Here is a 14,756-nt window from a genome sequence, read left to right as displayed (position 1 = left end):
AGCAGACGCTAGCCGAACGCTCCGACGCAGACCCGAACGAAGGCGCCCCGACCGTGGGCGGAACGAGCGGCGACACCCTGGGGTCGTCCGGAGACACCCTCGGAGACGCGAGCGCTCCGGCCGGCAACACCGCAGAGAAAGATCCGTCCGACTGGGTCACGGGCGACGAAGCCATGACGGGCGCGCAGCGCAGCTACCTCGACACTCTCGCGCGCGAGGCGGGCGAAGAACTGCCCGCCGACCTCACGAAGGCCGAGGCCTCCGAGCACATCGACCGCTTGCAGTCGAAGACCGGTCGGGGCCAGGGCTCGTGAAGGCGGCAGACATCCGCTGGAACGACGAGGCGCGGGCGAAGATCCTCGACGACTCCGACGCGGTGCTCCGCGGCGCCGTGCTCGATGCTGCGACGACGATGAAGGGTGAGCCGTGGGAAGACGTCTTCGCCCACCTCAACGCGGCCATGAAAGACCGGTTCATCGACTTCGAGCCCGGCCCCGACATGCGCAAATACGCCGAAGCCGTCGCCGCGGGCGAGATCGAGGCAGACGACATCGAGTCTTCGGGCGAGCCGACGAAGTAGTTCGCACCGCAGAACCACGAATGGCCCGGTTCCGAGGAACCGGGCCATTCGTGTCGTGAGTCGGATCAGTGCGATCCGATCAGCTGACGTGAGTCAGAAGATCAGAGCGAACGGATGTTCTCAGCCTGGAGACCCTTGGGGCCCTGGGCGACGTCGAACTCGACCTTCTGGTTCTCGTCGAGCGACTTGTAGCCGTTGCCCGAGATGGCGGAGAAGTGCGCGAACACGTCGGCGCTTCCGTCGTCGGGAGAGATGAAGCCGAAACCTTTTTCAGCGTTGAACCATTTGACAGTACCGGTAGTCATTGCAAGCTCCTCCTGGAGTGCTATGCGGGACCCGAACGTCGGGGCCTCGCGCCGAGGAGCCCGCAAGTCGCCCTCACTGTGAGACGCCCCAGGGGATACCCGAGGCGATTGCGACGTGCGATGCACATCAACTTCTCAGTCAAGCGTAGCCCCATCCGGACGTTTTGCACCACACCCCGACGAACACACAGTTTTCGGGGTGTCGCGAGCACGGCCACCACCGGGTCGCTTAGCCTCGCCGGATGAACGACGACAGGTACGGCAGCGACGTGCTCGCCGGGTTCTCACGCAGGCCCGCGCCGCGAATCCTGCGCGAGGTCGCCGCCGACCGCGATCTCGTGGTCGAAGAGACCGCGACCGGATTCTGCGGTGCCGTCGTGCGACTCGAGGGCAAGCTCGTCTCGCTCGAGGATTACCGCGGAGCCGTGCGCGTCTTCCCGCTCGGTCCCGGGTTCCTGCTCGAGGGCGAGCCCGTGACTCTCGTCGCCCCGCGTCGCGCCCCGACCGGCACGGCGAGGTCGGCGTCGGGCTCGTTCGCCGTCGCCGACGTTCCCGCGCGAGTCGCGTCACCGAGCCGCATCTTCGTCGAGGGTCGCCATGACGCCGAACTCGTCGAGAAGGTCTGGGGCCACGACTTGAGGGTCGAGGGCGTCGTCGTCGAATACCTCGAGGGCATCGATGATCTCGACACGATCGTGCGGGACTTCGCTCCCGGGCCCGGTCGCCGCGTCGGCGTCCTCGTCGACCACCTCGTGCCGGGGTCGAAGGAGTCTCGCATCGCCGAGGCCGTGGCGCGCGGACCGCACGGTGCGCACGTGCTCGTCGTGGGGCATCCGTTCGTCGACGTCTGGCAAGCGGTGAAACCCGCGAGAATCGGGCTCGCGGCGTGGCCGGAGGTGCCGCGCTCGATCGAGTGGAAGCACGGCATCTGTGCGGCTCTCGGATGGCCGCACGAGGACCAGGCGGATATCGCGAGGGCGTGGCAGCGCATCCTCGCCTCGGTGCGCATGTACGCCGACCTCGAGCCCGTGCTCCTGGGCCGGGTCGAAGAGCTCATCGACTTCGTCACGGTGCCGTCGAGAGCGTGACGCGCCCGCGTCGCTGATCGCGCGCGAGCTCAGGTGTTCTCGTGCAGGTCGCGGGACTTGCGGCCGCCCATGCCGTGGAACGAGTTGTCGACCGGGCGCATGCCCAGCACGATCTTTCCGCGAGCGTGGCGCTGCTCGAGATCCTCGAAGGCATCCGTGACCCTGTCGAAGGGGTAGAAGCCCGAGATGAGCACGTCGATCGTGCGCTCAGCGGCGAGTCCCGCGAGTCGGGCGAGCACGCGCGTGTGCTCGATGGCGACGTCGGCCGGCGGCCTGATGGCGCGCAGTTCGATCTCGCGGCGGTTCTCGCTCGATCGGAAACGAGTGGGCGAGACGCCGAGTTCGGCGGCGACATCGGGATTGTCGCGCCCGAAGTTGTCGATGTACGCCGTGACACCCTGCGGCGCGAGCTCGCGGATCCTCTCGGCGAGACCGTCTCCGTAGACCACGGGCTTGACCTTGATCTGGCGCAGGTAGTCGAAGTTGCGCTCGCCACACGTGCCGATGACCGTCGCGCCCGCGTGCCGCGCGAGGTGTGCCTCGATACTCCCGACCCCGCCCGCTGCCGCCGAGATGACGACGGTGTCGCCCGCCCCGACGCCGACGGCGCGCACGGCATCGTCTGCCGCGAGGCCCGCGAGGAAGAGGCTGCCTGCGACCTCCCAGGAGAGGGCCGCGGGCTTCGCGACGAGATTCGCCGAGGGTACGACCACGAAGTCGGCGTGCGAGGCCATGACCGCGTGTCCGAGCACTTCGGCGCCCCGCGCGAAGGAGGCCACCCCCTCGCCCACCGCGACGACGAGACCCGCGAAGTCGCTGCCCTGACCGACGGGGAAGTCGACGGGGAACTCGTCCCGATAGTCGCCCGCACGGAGATACGCCTCGACGTGGTTGATGCCCGCGGCGAGCACTTCGACGAGCACTTCACCCGGCCCCGGGGCCGGTCTCTCGACCTCGACGACCTCGATTCTCTCGAGACCGCCGTATTCGGCGATGCGGACTGCCCTGTTCGGTCGACGTCGAGCGCTCATAGGCGACATCCTGGCCTCCAATCCTGAGTATCCCGAGAGACATCGCAACTCGGTTCGCACTCGGCGGCCGACGTGGTTGACTTCGATCATGTCGAGTGCCTCTATCGCTGCGGTCGGAATCGGCGCACAAGTGCACGTGCGCGATGCATCCGCCGCCGACGTCTGCCCCTGGCCGGGCGAGCCGACCGGGATCGTCGTGCGGTCGGCGGGCTCGGCCCTCGCGGGAGTGTGGGGACGCAGTGTCGGCCGGGTGTGGTGGGTCGAGTTCGACGAGCCGCAGACGCGCTCCGACGGTGAGGGACCGTTTCTCTCGGCCCCCGTGCACGAGAAGTACCTCGAGCTCGCACCCCCGCTGCTCGGCGACGCGTGGGCGCTCTCCTGAGCGCAGAAACGGAGAAATGACATGGGTTTCCTCGACAGACTGCTCGGCAGAGACGAGTCCGAATCCCCCCGCACCTCGGCGACGGCGTCGCCGGCAGCGGCGCGATCGGATGACGAGATCGCGGTCGAGCGCTACCGGTACCTCTTGCGTACCGCACCGCCCGAGACGATCGAGAGCGTGCACACCGAGGCCTTCGGAAAGCTGACGTCGGAGCAGCGCGATCTGCTCTTCGCCCAGTTGAGTGCGAACGCGACCGAGTCGGAGCGTCCCGCCGACGCCGCGCCCGCGAGCCTCGCGAAGGCCGCCACACGATCAGAGCTCCGCGAGCCCGGCTCTCTCGAGCGGGCGTTCGGCGGAGCAAACGGTTCGGCTCGCGACGGAGCGGGTCGCGCGCAGAACGGCCCCGGTTTCGGGTCGATCGTCGGCGGCTCGCTTCTCGGGTCCGTCGCGGGCTACGTGATCGGCTCCGCCCTCGTCGGCGCATTCCTCCCGCCCATCGACCCCGCGACGGAGGCGGGAGCCGACGGTGGCACCGAGAGCGGTGCCGAGTCGGGTGATGCCGCGGGCGACTCGGGCGGTGACTTCGGAGGCGGTGACTTCGGAGGCGGCGGCGACTTCGGTGGGGGAGACTTCGGCTTCTGATGCATCCGCTCTTCCTCCTCGCATCGTCGTCGTCGGCGGCGGCGGACGACCTCTCCGGTCTCGTCGGCATCGCGGCGCGCATCATCGCCGCGCTCGGTGAAGTGGGTGTCGGCCTCCTGACCCTCGTCGAGACGGTCTTCCCTCCCATTCCGAGCGAGGTCATCCTGCCTCTCGCGGGGTTCCTCGCCAACACGGGGGATCTCGACTTCGCGCTCGTGCTCGTGAGCGCGACCGCCGGGAGTTATCTCGGAGCACTCGCCCTGTACTACCTCGGGCTCTGGGTCGGTGAGGAGCGCACGATCCGCGTGCTGTCGCGATTGCCTCTCGTCGATCGGGAGGATTTCGAGCGGGCATCCGGCTGGTTCTCGCGGCACGGTCGTTCGGCCGTCTTCTTCGGCAGGCTCATCCCCGGCGTCCGTAGTCTCATCTCTCTGCCCGCGGGTGCCGCGCGCATGCCGGTCGGGGTCTTCTCCGTGTTCACCGTCGGCGGCAGCCTCGCGTGGAACGCCCTCCTCGTGGGGGGAGGGTTCGCTCTCGGGACGCAGTACGAGCTCGTGGATCGGTATTCCGGCGTGCTCGACGTCGTCGTGATCGCCGCGATCGTGCTCGTCGTCGTGCTCCTTATCGTGCGCAGGGTGCGCAAGGGGCGCGCGGTGACAGCGGGGGGCGACGATGCGCATTCGTGAACTCGTCGACACCGACCTCGAGCGCATCACGGCGCTCAACAACGCGGCGGTGCCGGCGGTGCCCCTCACCGACGTCGACGAGATGCGCGGGCTCGTCGCCCGGAGCGACCACGCCTTCGCGGCGGTCGACGACGAGAGCCCCGACCTCGTCGCCGGTTTCGTGATCGGGTTCGAGCCCGGGCGCGACTACGCGAGCGAGAACTACGTGTACTTCGATGCGCGATCGCGCGACTTCACCTACGTCGACCGCATCGTCGTGGATGCCGCGGATCGCGGTCGTGGCGTGGGGCGCGCGCTCTACCGGGAGGTGTTCGATCGCGCGCGCGCCGCCGATCGCCGGGAGGTGACGTGCGAGGTCAACGTCGAGCCGCCCAACCCGTCGTCCCTCGCCTTCCACGCCGCGCGAGGGTTCGTCGAGGTCGGTCGTCAGTCGACGAAGGGCGGAACCGTCGTCGTGGCGCTTCTCGCCGCGCGCGTCGGCGACGGCGCCTCCGACGCCCTCCCGCTCGCGTGACCTAGCTCACTCCGGGCTCGCCCGCAACGGCGCGCGCCCGCGCGATGTCGTCCGTTAGATTGACGACGTGATCGACGACGCCCTCTCCCGCAGGGCTGCGCTCGGTGTCGCCCTTCTCCCTGGTTCGCCTCTCGACTCCGCGGATCTCGACCGCCTCGTGCGCTGGCGCGACGACGCGCGGCTCCGGGCCGGCGACGCGGCGGAAGCCCTCGCTCTCGCCCGTGACATCGCACCGCACGTCGGCGGGGGCGTGTCGACGGCCACGCGGTGGAGCGCTCTTGCGACGATCGCCCGGGCCGACCTGACCGTCGCGCGCGCCGTCGAACCCCACCTCGACGCCCAAGACATCCTCGCGACCGCGACGGCCGTCGACCTCGCGGCGATCGGCGCCGGACCGTCGAGCACGTGGGGGGTCTTCGCCGCCGAGTCACCCGACACGCGGCTCGAGGCGCAGGACCGACCGCCCGCAGCCCGGCTCTCGGGCACGAAGCCGTGGTGTTCTCTCGCCGGTCGGCTCAGCCACGCTCTCGTGACGGCGCACACCGACCGCGGTTCGCGCGCGCTCTTCGCCGTCGCTCTCGGATCCGCCGCCATCACCGTGCGCGACGACGCCTGGGTGGCGCGCGGACTCTCGGGAGTGCCGAGCGGCCCCGTCGACTTCCACGACGTTTCCGCGGTGCCCGTGGGCGCCGACGGCTGGTATCTCGAGCGGGCGGGGTTCGCGTGGGGTGGCATCGGTGTCGCGGCGATCTGGTGGGGCGGGGCCCTCGGGCTCGCCGACAGTCTCGCGCGCTCGGCGTCGACGCGAGAGCCCGACCAGATCGCCCTCTCCCATCTCGGTGCCGTCGACGCCGCTCTGCACGCGGCAGGGGTCTCGCTCGCTCACGCCGCGGCGATCGTCGACGCGGGGGGCGCGACGAGGTCGGAGGCGCGCATCCTCGCTGCTCGCACGCGGTCGATCGTCGCGAGGGCGGTCGAGGAGACCCTCTCGCGGTGCGGGCACTCGCTCGGCCCCGCGCCCCTCGCCCTCGACGCGGAGCACGCGCGTCGGGTCGCCGACCTCACCCTGTATGTGCGCCAGCATCACGCCGAGCGGGACGACGCGGCACTCGGCCGCGCGCTCGTGACCGAGGGAGCCCGATGATGGATTTCGACCACCGCACCGAGGGGACCGCCGACGAGGTGTGGCTCGCGGCGCCGCAGTGGGCCGAGGTCCCCGCCCTCGTGCTCACCGACCTCGCGAGGCTCGTCGTCGTGTCGGCGCACCCCGACGACGAATCACTCGGCGCGAGCGGGCTCATCATCCACGCGGCCCAGCTCGGCGTGCCCGTGCACGTCGTCGTCGCGACGAACGGGGACGCCTCGCATCCCGACTCTCCGTCGACGACACCGGCCGAGCTCGCCGCGGTGCGTCGCGCCGAGCTGCTCTCGGCGGTGCAACACCTCGCCCCCGGGGCATCCGTCGATTTCCTCGAGCTCCCGGACGGTCGATTGAGGGAGCACGTGGACACCCTCGCGGCGCACCTCGGGTCGCTCGAGCTCGGGCCGCGCGACCTCATCGTCGCGCCGTGGCGCGGGGACGGCCACGGCGACCACGAGGCGGCGGGCGCGACGGCAGGCAGGATCGCACGCAATCGCGGCGCGCAAGTGCTCGAGTACCCCGTGTGGATGTGGCACTGGGCGACACCGACGGATGCCCGCGTGCCCTGGTCGCGGCTCGTGACACTCGCGCTCACCGAGGAGCAGCAGGAGCGCAAAGAACTCGCGATTCGCGCCCACACGAGCCAGAATGCTCCGCTCTCCGACGCGCCGGGAGACGAAGTGCTCCTCGGCGACCGATTCCACGACCACTTCTGCCGACCGTTCGAGGTCTTCGTCACCCCGCTCGGGAGCGCGACCCTCTCGAGCAGCTTCTTCAGCGATTTCTACGAGGGCAAGAGCGACCCGTGGGGATTCGAGACGCGGTGGTACGAGATCCGCAAGCGCCAGCTGACGGTCGCGTCGCTCCCGCGCCCCCTCTTCGCGTCGGGGCTCGAGATCGGGTGCTCGATCGGCGTGCTCACCGCCGACCTCGCCGGGCGATGCGCGAGCCTGCTCGCGACGGACATCGCCGAGCAACCGATCGCGACAGCGCGGGCGCGACTCATCGAGCAGAACCACGTCGAGATCACGCGAGCAGACGTGCCGACCGAGTGGCCTGACGGACAGTTCGATCTCGTCGTCGTCTCCGAGGTCGCCTACTACTGGAGCGCCGAGGATCTCGATCGGGTGCTCGAACGCATCGCCCTCGCTCTCACGCCCGACGGGGTCGTCGTCGCGTGCCACTGGCGCCACCCCGTCGAGGGCTACCCGCAGCGCGGTGACGACGTGCATCGCGCGTTCCGCGAGCACCCCGCGCTCGCGCTTCTGTCGGAGCACCGTGAAGACGACTTCCTCCTCGACGTGTTCGTGCGGCCCCCCGCTCTCTCGGTCGCGGCCGAGACGGGGCTCGTGTGAGCGCTCGCGCGACAGGCATCCGATCGGTCGCCGTCGTCGTGCCCGTGCGCAACGAGGAGGCTCTGCTCGGAGCGAGTCTCGACGCGATCGACGCGGCCATCGACGAGGTGCGGCGGTCGCCCACATGGCGATCGGTCGAGATCGTCGTCGTCGTCGTGCTCGACGACTGCACCGACGGATCAGCGTCGATAGCCCGCGAGCGTGAGGGTGTCGTCGTCGTCGAGGTCTCCTTCCGCTGTGTCGGCGCGGTGCGGGCTCACGGCACCGCGCACGCGCTCGGTGCCACCCGCGTCCACCCCGCGGCACTGTGGCTCGCGCACACCGACGGCGACTCGCGCGTTCCGCGCGAGTGGATCACGAGCCAGCTCGATCACGCCGCGACGGGCGCGACCGTCGTGCTCGGCTCCATCCGTCCCGATCCCGCCGACCTCACGCCGGCGCAAGTGCACACCTGGCAGCTGCGGGCAGAGTCGGATGACGCGCTGCACGTCCACGGAGCGAACCTCGGGGTGCGAGCCGACGTCTACCTCGAGGCGGGCGGATTCCACGCTCTCGCCGAGCATGAAGACGCCGACCTCGTCGACCGGCTGCGCTGCGGCGACGCGCGCATCGCGCGAGCGGCGGGAGGGCCCGTCGTCACGTCGGCACGCACGTCGGGGCGAACGCCGGGAGGGTTCGCGGCCTACGTGCGCGAGAACTACTGAACCGGAGCGGCAGCCGCGACGCCGACTCGGGGCACGATGTGCACCGCGACATCCGCGATTACGCCATCGTGCACGGTCGCCGACATGTACGTGCAGTGCGGTTGCCGTCGTCGGTCGGTGGGGGAGCCGGGGTTGAGGAGCCGGAGACCGTTCGGCGTCGTGGTGTCCCACGGGATGTGGCTGTGGCCGAAGACGAGCACGTCGGTGTCGGGGAAGGCGAGGTCTGCGCGGGTCTCCCGCCCCTCACGAGCTCCCGTCTCGTGGGTGACGGCGAAGCGCACCCCCTCGACCGCGAATCGCGCGGTCTCGGGCAGTCGCGCGCGCAGCTCGGCGCCGTCGTTGTTGCCCCACACCCCGACGAGTCGGGTCGCCGCCGCCTCGACCCGATCGAGGGTGGCGACATCCACCCAGTCACCCGCGTGAACGACGAGGTCGGCAGCCCGGATCGCGGTCCACAGCGGTTCGGCGAGGTCGCGCGCGCGCTTCGGCAGGTGGGTGTCGGAGAGGAGCACGAGCCTCACGCTCACGACTCCGCCGCGATTCGGGCGCGTGCCCGACGCTCGAGGGAGCCTCGCACGAGAAGCCCGACACCCGTGCCGATCGTGAAGGTGTTGAGCGGGTAGACCGCGACGCGCTCGACGAGCCCGATGCCGATGCCGAGCGGGTCACCGAGCGCGAGGGCGACCGCAGCGACGATGCCGATGACCGCGATGACGATCACCCCGATCGCGTAGCCGCGCCATGCGGGGAGGGCGAGGGCGAAGATGCCGAGGAGGAGGATTCCGACGTTGCCGGGGCCGATCGCGAGGGTCGCCGCGAGCACGTGCAGTCCGTTGAGCCCTGCGTCGTAGAGGGCGAGACTCTGGTGGAAGACCCCGACGAAGAAGGTTCCGACACCGGACACGACGAGCAACGAGGCGACGAGCACGCGTTGTGCCGCCTCGGCGAAGAGGATGCGTGCGACGAGAACGCCGCCGATCGTGAAGACCGTGCCCTGCACCATGAATCCGGCGTTCATGAGCGGATGCAGCGGGGAGCACAGTCTGTCGCCGTCGACGGTCGCGCAGTCCGCGAAACCGAGATCGGAGATGTAGTTGCGCACCCAGTCGTAGGGCGGATCGACCCACGCGGCTGCGGAGACGAACTCGAACACGAGGTAGACGAGACCGAACAGGAGAACGACGCCCGCGGTGCGTTGGCGTCGGGCGGGAGTCATCTCCCCACTGTAAGTGTGACGAGAGCACCGACTCGCTGCCCGGGAGGGCGGAGTCGGTGCTCTCGGGTGCTGCCTCGGATGAGGCGAGCGGGAGTGCGCGAGGTTACGCCTGGAGGGCGACCTGAGCGTCGATCGAGATCGTGACCTTGTCTCCGAGGGTCAGTCCGCCGGCCTCGACGGCCGCGTTCCAGCTCACACCGAAGTCGTGACGGTTGATGTCGGTCGTGAACTCGGCACCGGCGACGGTCTGGCCGTATCCGTTGACGATGACTCCGCCGAACTCGCCGCGGAAGGTCACGGGCTTGGTGACGCCACGGAGGGTGAGGTCGCCGTCGATGAGCCACTCGTCGCCGTCGTTGCGCACGCCGGTCGAGACGAACTCGATCGTGGGGTACTGGTCGATGGCGAAGAAGTCGCTCGTGTGGAGGTGGCCGTCGCGGTCCTTCTGGCCGGTCGTGACCGAGGCCACGTCGATCGTCGCGGTGAGCGTCGTGTCGAGCGGGTCGTCGGTCGTCACGACCGTGACGTCGAAGGTGCCGAAGGAGCCCTTGACCTTGGAGATCGCGAGGTGGCGCACCGAGAAGGTGATGGCCGAGTGGGTGGGGTCGAGCTTCCAGGTTCCGGCGACGTATCCGGGAATCGATTCTGCGGTGATGGTCATGGTGACTTCTTTCTCGAAGGGGACAGGGGCGGCGCTGAGCGCACGATTCTATGCAATCGCATCGACCGCGACTCTATTCCCACACGAGCGCGACTCGTGCACGCGCGGCCGTCAGGAGGGGCGCGATGTCGGCGCGGTGTCGCGCGTGCGCTGCGGGTCGTACTCGGCGAGCGAGCCGATGACCGAGTCGATTCGCTCTTGCGTCTCGAGCGAGAGGGGGACTCCCGCGGCCTTGACGTTCGACGTCACCTGCTCGGGTCGCGAGGCCCCGATGATCGCCGACGCGACGTTCGAATTGCGCAGCACCCACGCGATCGCCAGCTGGGCGAGATCGAGCCCGACATCCTTCGCGATGGGCTTGAGGCCCTGCACAGCCGAGAGCACGTCGTCGGTCATGAATCGCTTGATCATGTCGGCCCCGCCCTTGGAGTCGGTCGCGCGTGACCCCTTCGGGAGCGACCCTCCCGGCTTGTACTTGCCGGTCAACACGCCCTGAGCGATGGGGGACCAGACGATCTGGCTGATGCCGAGTTCGCGCGAGGTCGGTTCGACCTCCCCCTCGATCACGCGCCAGAGCATCGAGTACTGGGGCTGGTTCGAGATGAGCTGGAAACCGAGCTCGGTCGCGAGCGCGTGGCCCGCGCGCAGCTGGTCGGCGTCCCACTCCGACACACCGATGTAGAGCGCCTTGCCTTGGCGCACGACGTCGGCGAAAGCCTGCATGGTCTCTTCGAGAGGCGTCTCGGTGTCGAACCGGTGCGCCTGGTAGAGGTCGACGTGATCGGTCCTGAGCCTCGAGAGCGATCCGTCGATCGACTCCATGATGTGTTTGCGGGAGAGACCCGAGTCGTTCGGTCCCTTCGGACCGGTCGGCCAGTAGACCTTCGTGAAGATCTCGAGAGACTCACGACGTTCGCCCTTGAGGGCCTTGCCGAGCACCTTCTCGGCCGCGGTGTTCGCGTAGGCGTCCGCGGTGTCGAAGCTCGTGATACCCGAGTCGAGGGCGGCGCGCACGCACTGCAGGGCGGTGTCGTTCTCCACTTGCGAGCCGTGGGTCAGCCAGTTGCCGTAGGTGATCTCCGAGACTTTGAGTCCGCTGTTTCCGAGGTATCTGAATTCCATGGGTCAACGTTACGCGCCGGTCCCGCCTTCCGCTCCGCTCTCGCGTGGCCTACTGTGGGGAGGTCGGCGCACCACGATGGCCGGCACGCTCGCCCCCGCCAGCGATGAGATGCCCCGCTCTCGTCTGGCGCACGAACCGTGTGCGCCGACTACCAGAAACCGGTCCCGTTCTGCCTTCCCACCGCTCCACGTCACTCGTTCCGAAGAGAGCCGCCGCCACCCGCCGCGCGGCAGATCACGCCGCAGGCGCTCGCGCGCACCGGCCGGAGCGCTCGACCCTCGGTGTCATGCGTGCGGGGCGCAAGGTCCTCGCGATGATGGCCGTCGGTGCCGCGATGGCGATGTCGGTCTCGTACGTCATTCCGAACGCCGCGACCGTCGCGACCGCGAACCCCGCCGAAACCGCCTACGACGGAGCGGACGCGCAAGTCGCCGCGCCCGTCACTCCCGGAGCCGCCGGTGCCGCGATCGCGCGCGACTCCTACGGGGTGACCGACAAGCCCGAACCCACTCCGCCGCCCGTCGTGGCCGCCGAAGCTCCCGTGGCCGCCGCCGAAGCGCCGCCCGCAGCCGAGGTGTCCTACGCCCTCTCCCCGTCGACGTCGTCCGCCGAACTGCAGTGGCCTGTGCCGCCGAGCACCGTCATCGCGAGCAGCTACGGCCCGCGCAGTTGCGCGATGTGCTCGAGCTTCCACGAGGGCGCCGACTTCAGCGCTCCCGCGGGCTCGCCCGCATTCTCGATGGCCGCGGGAGTCGTGACCGTCATCAACGCCCCCAACTGGAGCGCCCTCGGAACCCACGTTCGGGTTCAGCACGTGATCGACGGCCAGCAGGTCGAGTCGGTGTACGCGCACTTGCAAGAGGGTTCGCTGCAGGTGTCGGTCGGAGACTCGGTGACCGCGGGGCAGCCCCTCGGAGCCGTCGGATGCACGGGCCGATGCTCGGGAACCCACTTGCACTTCGAGATCCGCCCCGGCGGCGCGGCCGTCGACCCGGTCGCGTGGCTCTCCGCGCGGCTCGGATAGCCGTTCGGGGACGACGCTCAGCGTCACGGGGCTAGCCTCGGCCCATGGGTCGATTCGCAGACAGCTGGCGGTCTCACCTGCTGACCACCCTCTCGGGCAACGACGAGGGTCGACCGCACTGGGTCGCGAAGATCGAGCAGGGCGACGACGCGGGGTTCTTCGGTCCCGGTTCCGCCGCCTGGGCCGTGCACGGCGGTATGCCGACGATGGTCGCGGGAATCCGCGCGCTCCTCATGCAGACCCTCCACCCCGGGGCGATGGCCGGCGTGCACGACTGGTCCCGCTACCGCGACGACCCCCTCGGTCGGCTCTCGGGCACCATCCAGTGGCTCATCACGGTGACCTTCGCCGACACGACACTCGCGACGGTCGAGTCGGGGCGGGTGGGCCGCTTCCACGATCGCGTCGTCGGCACGTACCTCGACGCGAACGGGGTCGAGAAACCGTATGCCGCGGGCGACCCCGAACTGCTCTCCTGGGTGCACGTCGTCTTCACCGACGCGTTCCTCTCCTCGCACGAGCTGTGGGGAGGGCCGATTCCCGGCGGTGCCGACCGCTACGTGTCCGAGTGGTCGAAGGCGGGGGAGCTCGTGGGAGTCTCCGACCCGCCGCGATCGCGCGCCGAGCTCGCGTCGCAACTCGACTCGTTCCGCGACCGCGGCATCCTCAAGACCGACGAGCGCGTCGCGGAGGCCGTGCGATTCATCCGCAACCCTCCGCTCCGGCCGACGATGATGCCGTTCTACCGCATCATGTTCGCGGGTGCCGCCGCCTCTCTCCCCGACCACTATCGCGAGATGCTCGGTCTCCGACGATCGCGATTGCCGGCCGTCTGGGCGACCGGAGTCATCCTCCGCCTCGTGCGCGGGCTCCTCGGGGAGTCGTCGACCTCGGAGGATGCCGCTCGAGCGCGTATCGCGCGCATCCGCTCGTCCCGACGCGAGCCGAGTGACGGTAGCGGCGGCTAGGGTCGTCAGCGTGGCGCGCGGCTCGGCAGCGCGCTCGACAGGAGGAGATCGGTGAGTCGGCAGGACGGCAGCGATCGCCAGGTGAGCGACGAGTCCGTCGACAGCTCGACCGCGACCATCCTGCACGTCGACCTCGACGCGTTCTTCGCCTCGGTCGAACTCCTCGACAGGCCGGAACTCGCCGACCGCCCGGTCGTCGTCGCGGGCAGGTCGATGCGATCGGTCGTGACCGCCGCCAACTATCCCGCGCGCAAGTTCGGGGTCCGCTCGGCGATCTCCCTCGCGCAAGCGATGCGCCTGTGCCCGCACGCCGTCGTTCTCGAGCCCCACCGGGAGAAGTACACGCACTATTCGAAGCTCGTGATGTCGATCTTCGACGACGTCACGCCTCTCGTGCAGCGCATCGGCATCGACGAGGCCTTTCTCGATGTGGCCGGGGCTCGCGGGTTGCTGGGGTCACCCGCCGACATCGGCCGCCTCATCCGGGCGCGCGTGCAGTCCGAGACTCGGCTCACGTGCTCGGTCGGCGCCGCGTCGACCAAGTTCGTCGCCAAGATGGCGTCGCAACGCGCGAAACCCGACGGCCTCCTCGTCGTGCCCGCCTCCGACACTCTCGCGTTCCTGCACCCTCTGCCGGTCGGCTCGCTCTGGGGAGTGGGGGAGACGACGGAAGACGCTCTCGTGTCACGCGGCATCCGCACGATCGGCGACATCGCGGCGACGCCCATCACGGCTCTCGAGCGCGCCGTCGGCGTCGCGGCGGGGGCGAAGCTCCTGGCCCTCGCGAACGGTCGGGACGGCCGCTCTGTCGTGCGGGAGGTCGACGAGAAGAGCGTCGGGCACGAGGTGACGTTCGAGGTCGATGTCGACGACGCCGAGACACTCAGGCGTGAACTACTGCGACAGTCGGATGCCGTCGCCGTGCGTCTGCGGCGTGCGGGGTTCGTCGGCCGCACGATCGTTCTCAAGCTCCGGTACAGCGACTTCCGCACCATCACGCGATCGCGCACGATCACGGAGCCGACCGACCTCGGCCGACGCATCTACGAGGAGGTGCGGGGCATCTACGACGCCCTCGGTGCGCACGACCGGGTGCGACTCATCGGCGTGCGGGTCGAGCAGCTGTCGCCGGCCGAGGCGCAAGTGGCCTCGCTGTGGGACGACGACGAGACCTGGCGTGAGACCGAGAAGGTCGTCGACGGGGTCGCCGAGAGGTTCGGCCGCTCGGCCCTCCGGCCGGCGTCGCTCCTCGGCCCCGCGACCCACCTCGTGAAGCGGGGCAAGCTCGGCGATGCGCGGCAGCGTCGAGTCGACCCCGACGAGGGGTGACCCGCGC

Annotated in this window: 19 protein-coding genes; 13 read left to right on the top strand and 6 right to left on the bottom strand. The window is 69.7% G+C overall.

Annotation, left to right across the window (positions count from 1 at the left end):
* Positions 1-77 precede the first annotated feature (77 nt).
* A complete protein-coding gene (locus tag ACLHIH_RS06730; protein ID WP_411316334.1) occupies positions 78-314 on the top strand; it encodes a DUF3072 domain-containing protein in 237 nt (78 codons plus the stop codon).
* Positions 311-580 (top strand): hypothetical protein, encoded by a 270-nt coding sequence (locus ACLHIH_RS06725; protein WP_411315929.1) that lies wholly within the window; start codon positions 311-313, stop codon positions 578-580. Before ACLHIH_RS06730 ends, ACLHIH_RS06725 begins: the two co-directional genes overlap by 4 nt.
* Before the next feature lie 101 nt (positions 581-681).
* On the opposite strand, the gene ACLHIH_RS06720 is transcribed toward ACLHIH_RS06725, so the two are convergent.
* The gene (locus tag ACLHIH_RS06720; RefSeq protein WP_411315928.1) at positions 682-885 is read right to left on the bottom strand and encodes a cold-shock protein; all 204 of its coding nucleotides are present in this window, start codon (positions 883-885) and stop codon (positions 682-684) included.
* Between the two features lie 242 nt (positions 886-1,127).
* Between ACLHIH_RS06720 and ACLHIH_RS06715 the strand changes: the two genes are divergently transcribed.
* The gene (locus ACLHIH_RS06715) at positions 1,128-1,973 is read left to right on the top strand and encodes a DUF3097 domain-containing protein (protein WP_411315927.1); all 846 of its coding nucleotides are present in this window, start codon (positions 1,128-1,130) and stop codon (positions 1,971-1,973) included.
* 29 nt (positions 1,974-2,002) lie between these two features.
* On the opposite strand, the gene ACLHIH_RS06710 is transcribed toward ACLHIH_RS06715, so the two are convergent.
* Positions 2,003-3,004 carry an NADP-dependent oxidoreductase gene (locus ACLHIH_RS06710; protein ID WP_411315926.1) on the bottom strand — a complete coding sequence of 334 codons (1,002 nt, stop codon included), beginning with the start codon at positions 3,002-3,004 and terminating at the stop codon, positions 2,003-2,005.
* 88 nt (positions 3,005-3,092) lie between these two features.
* Between ACLHIH_RS06710 and ACLHIH_RS06705 the strand changes: the two genes are divergently transcribed.
* The 7 genes from ACLHIH_RS06705 (at position 3,093) to ACLHIH_RS06675 (ending at position 8,428) form a co-directional block, all read left to right on the top strand.
* A complete protein-coding gene (locus tag ACLHIH_RS06705) occupies positions 3,093-3,386 on the top strand; it encodes a hypothetical protein (RefSeq protein ID WP_411315925.1) in 294 nt (97 codons plus the stop codon).
* Positions 3,387-3,407: 21 nt separating this feature from the next.
* Entirely contained in the window at positions 3,408-4,028 is a 621-nt protein-coding gene (locus ACLHIH_RS06700; protein WP_411315924.1) for a hypothetical protein, read from the top strand.
* Entirely contained in the window at positions 4,028-4,714 is a 687-nt protein-coding gene (locus tag ACLHIH_RS06695; RefSeq protein ID WP_411315923.1) for a DedA family protein, read from the top strand. Before ACLHIH_RS06700 ends, ACLHIH_RS06695 begins: the two co-directional genes overlap by 1 nt.
* Entirely contained in the window at positions 4,701-5,228 is a 528-nt protein-coding gene (locus tag ACLHIH_RS06690) for a GNAT family N-acetyltransferase (RefSeq protein WP_411315922.1), read from the top strand. Before ACLHIH_RS06695 ends, ACLHIH_RS06690 begins: the two co-directional genes overlap by 14 nt.
* Positions 5,229-5,295: 67 nt before the next feature.
* Positions 5,296-6,372 carry an acyl-CoA dehydrogenase gene (locus ACLHIH_RS06685; protein ID WP_411315921.1) on the top strand — a complete coding sequence of 359 codons (1,077 nt, stop codon included), beginning with the start codon at positions 5,296-5,298 and terminating at the stop codon, positions 6,370-6,372.
* On the top strand, positions 6,369-7,724 hold the full coding sequence (locus ACLHIH_RS06680) for a PIG-L family deacetylase (RefSeq protein ID WP_411315920.1): 1,356 nt from the start codon (positions 6,369-6,371) through the stop codon (positions 7,722-7,724). The genes ACLHIH_RS06685 and ACLHIH_RS06680 overlap by 4 nt, the downstream gene beginning before the upstream one ends.
* Positions 7,721-8,428 carry a glycosyltransferase gene (locus ACLHIH_RS06675; protein WP_411315919.1) on the top strand — a complete coding sequence of 236 codons (708 nt, stop codon included), beginning with the start codon at positions 7,721-7,723 and terminating at the stop codon, positions 8,426-8,428. The genes ACLHIH_RS06680 and ACLHIH_RS06675 overlap by 4 nt, the downstream gene beginning before the upstream one ends.
* Here ACLHIH_RS06675 and ACLHIH_RS06670 read toward each other — a convergent pair.
* The 4 genes from ACLHIH_RS06670 to ACLHIH_RS06655 form a co-directional block, all read right to left on the bottom strand.
* Entirely contained in the window at positions 8,422-8,955 is a 534-nt protein-coding gene (locus ACLHIH_RS06670; protein WP_411315918.1) for a metallophosphoesterase family protein, read from the bottom strand. The two genes, ACLHIH_RS06675 and ACLHIH_RS06670, sit on opposite strands and share 7 nt — an antisense overlap.
* Positions 8,952-9,644 carry a DUF998 domain-containing protein gene (locus tag ACLHIH_RS06665; protein ID WP_411315917.1) on the bottom strand — a complete coding sequence of 231 codons (693 nt, stop codon included), beginning with the start codon at positions 9,642-9,644 and terminating at the stop codon, positions 8,952-8,954. The genes ACLHIH_RS06670 and ACLHIH_RS06665 overlap by 4 nt, the downstream gene beginning before the upstream one ends.
* Positions 9,645-9,747: 103 nt before the next feature.
* Complete coding sequence (locus ACLHIH_RS06660; protein ID WP_411315916.1) at positions 9,748-10,305, bottom strand: YceI family protein; 558 nt, start codon at positions 10,303-10,305, stop codon at positions 9,748-9,750.
* A gap of 111 nt (positions 10,306-10,416) precedes the next feature.
* A complete protein-coding gene (locus tag ACLHIH_RS06655) occupies positions 10,417-11,427 on the bottom strand; it encodes an aldo/keto reductase family protein (protein ID WP_411315914.1) in 1,011 nt (336 codons plus the stop codon).
* Positions 11,428-11,714: 287 nt separating this feature from the next.
* Between ACLHIH_RS06655 and ACLHIH_RS06650 the strand changes: the two genes are divergently transcribed.
* From ACLHIH_RS06650 to dinB, 3 genes are read left to right on the top strand one after another with little or no spacing between them, the layout of a single operon-like run.
* A complete protein-coding gene (locus tag ACLHIH_RS06650; RefSeq protein ID WP_411315913.1) occupies positions 11,715-12,452 on the top strand; it encodes a M23 family metallopeptidase in 738 nt (245 codons plus the stop codon).
* A gap of 44 nt (positions 12,453-12,496) precedes the next feature.
* Positions 12,497-13,420, top strand: coding sequence for an oxygenase MpaB family protein (locus tag ACLHIH_RS06645; RefSeq protein WP_411315912.1), 924 nt, complete (start codon positions 12,497-12,499; stop codon positions 13,418-13,420).
* A 51-nt stretch (positions 13,421-13,471) separates the two neighbouring features.
* A complete protein-coding gene (gene dinB / locus ACLHIH_RS06640; RefSeq protein ID WP_411315911.1) occupies positions 13,472-14,749 on the top strand; it encodes a DNA polymerase IV in 1,278 nt (425 codons plus the stop codon).
* Positions 14,750-14,756: the final 7 nt, after the last annotated feature.

It is taken from the genome of Marisediminicola sp. LYQ134, assembly GCF_046599635.1.
GTDB lineage: Bacteria > Actinomycetota > Actinomycetes > Actinomycetales > Microbacteriaceae > Marisediminicola.
This window is presented reverse-complemented; position numbering and strand designations above follow the sequence as displayed.

What these genes read in the sequence shown, in the direction of transcription:
- ACLHIH_RS06650 (WP_411315913.1), top strand. Translation starts at nt 11,715, where the DNA reads ATGCGTGCGGGGCGCAAGGTCCTCGCGATGATGGCCGTCGGTGCCGCG.
- ACLHIH_RS06680 (WP_411315920.1), top strand. Translation starts at nt 6,369, where the DNA reads ATGATGGATTTCGACCACCGCACCGAGGGGACCGCCGACGAGGTGTGG.
- ACLHIH_RS06655 (WP_411315914.1), bottom strand. Translation starts at nt 11,427, where the DNA reads ATGGAATTCAGATACCTCGGAAACAGCGGACTCAAAGTCTCGGAGATC.
- ACLHIH_RS06715 (WP_411315927.1), top strand. Translation starts at nt 1,128, where the DNA reads ATGAACGACGACAGGTACGGCAGCGACGTGCTCGCCGGGTTCTCACGC.
- ACLHIH_RS06660 (WP_411315916.1), bottom strand. Translation starts at nt 10,305, where the DNA reads ATGACCATCACCGCAGAATCGATTCCCGGATACGTCGCCGGAACCTGG.
- ACLHIH_RS06700 (WP_411315924.1), top strand. Translation starts at nt 3,408, where the DNA reads ATGGGTTTCCTCGACAGACTGCTCGGCAGAGACGAGTCCGAATCCCCC.
- ACLHIH_RS06665 (WP_411315917.1), bottom strand. Translation starts at nt 9,644, where the DNA reads ATGACTCCCGCCCGACGCCAACGCACCGCGGGCGTCGTTCTCCTGTTC.
- ACLHIH_RS06690 (WP_411315922.1), top strand. Translation starts at nt 4,701, where the DNA reads ATGCGCATTCGTGAACTCGTCGACACCGACCTCGAGCGCATCACGGCG.
- ACLHIH_RS06710 (WP_411315926.1), bottom strand. Translation starts at nt 3,004, where the DNA reads ATGAGCGCTCGACGTCGACCGAACAGGGCAGTCCGCATCGCCGAATAC.
- ACLHIH_RS06695 (WP_411315923.1), top strand. Translation starts at nt 4,028, where the DNA reads ATGCATCCGCTCTTCCTCCTCGCATCGTCGTCGTCGGCGGCGGCGGAC.
- ACLHIH_RS06705 (WP_411315925.1), top strand. Translation starts at nt 3,093, where the DNA reads ATGTCGAGTGCCTCTATCGCTGCGGTCGGAATCGGCGCACAAGTGCAC.
- ACLHIH_RS06720 (WP_411315928.1), bottom strand. Translation starts at nt 885, where the DNA reads ATGACTACCGGTACTGTCAAATGGTTCAACGCTGAAAAAGGTTTCGGC.
- ACLHIH_RS06645 (WP_411315912.1), top strand. Translation starts at nt 12,497, where the DNA reads ATGGGTCGATTCGCAGACAGCTGGCGGTCTCACCTGCTGACCACCCTC.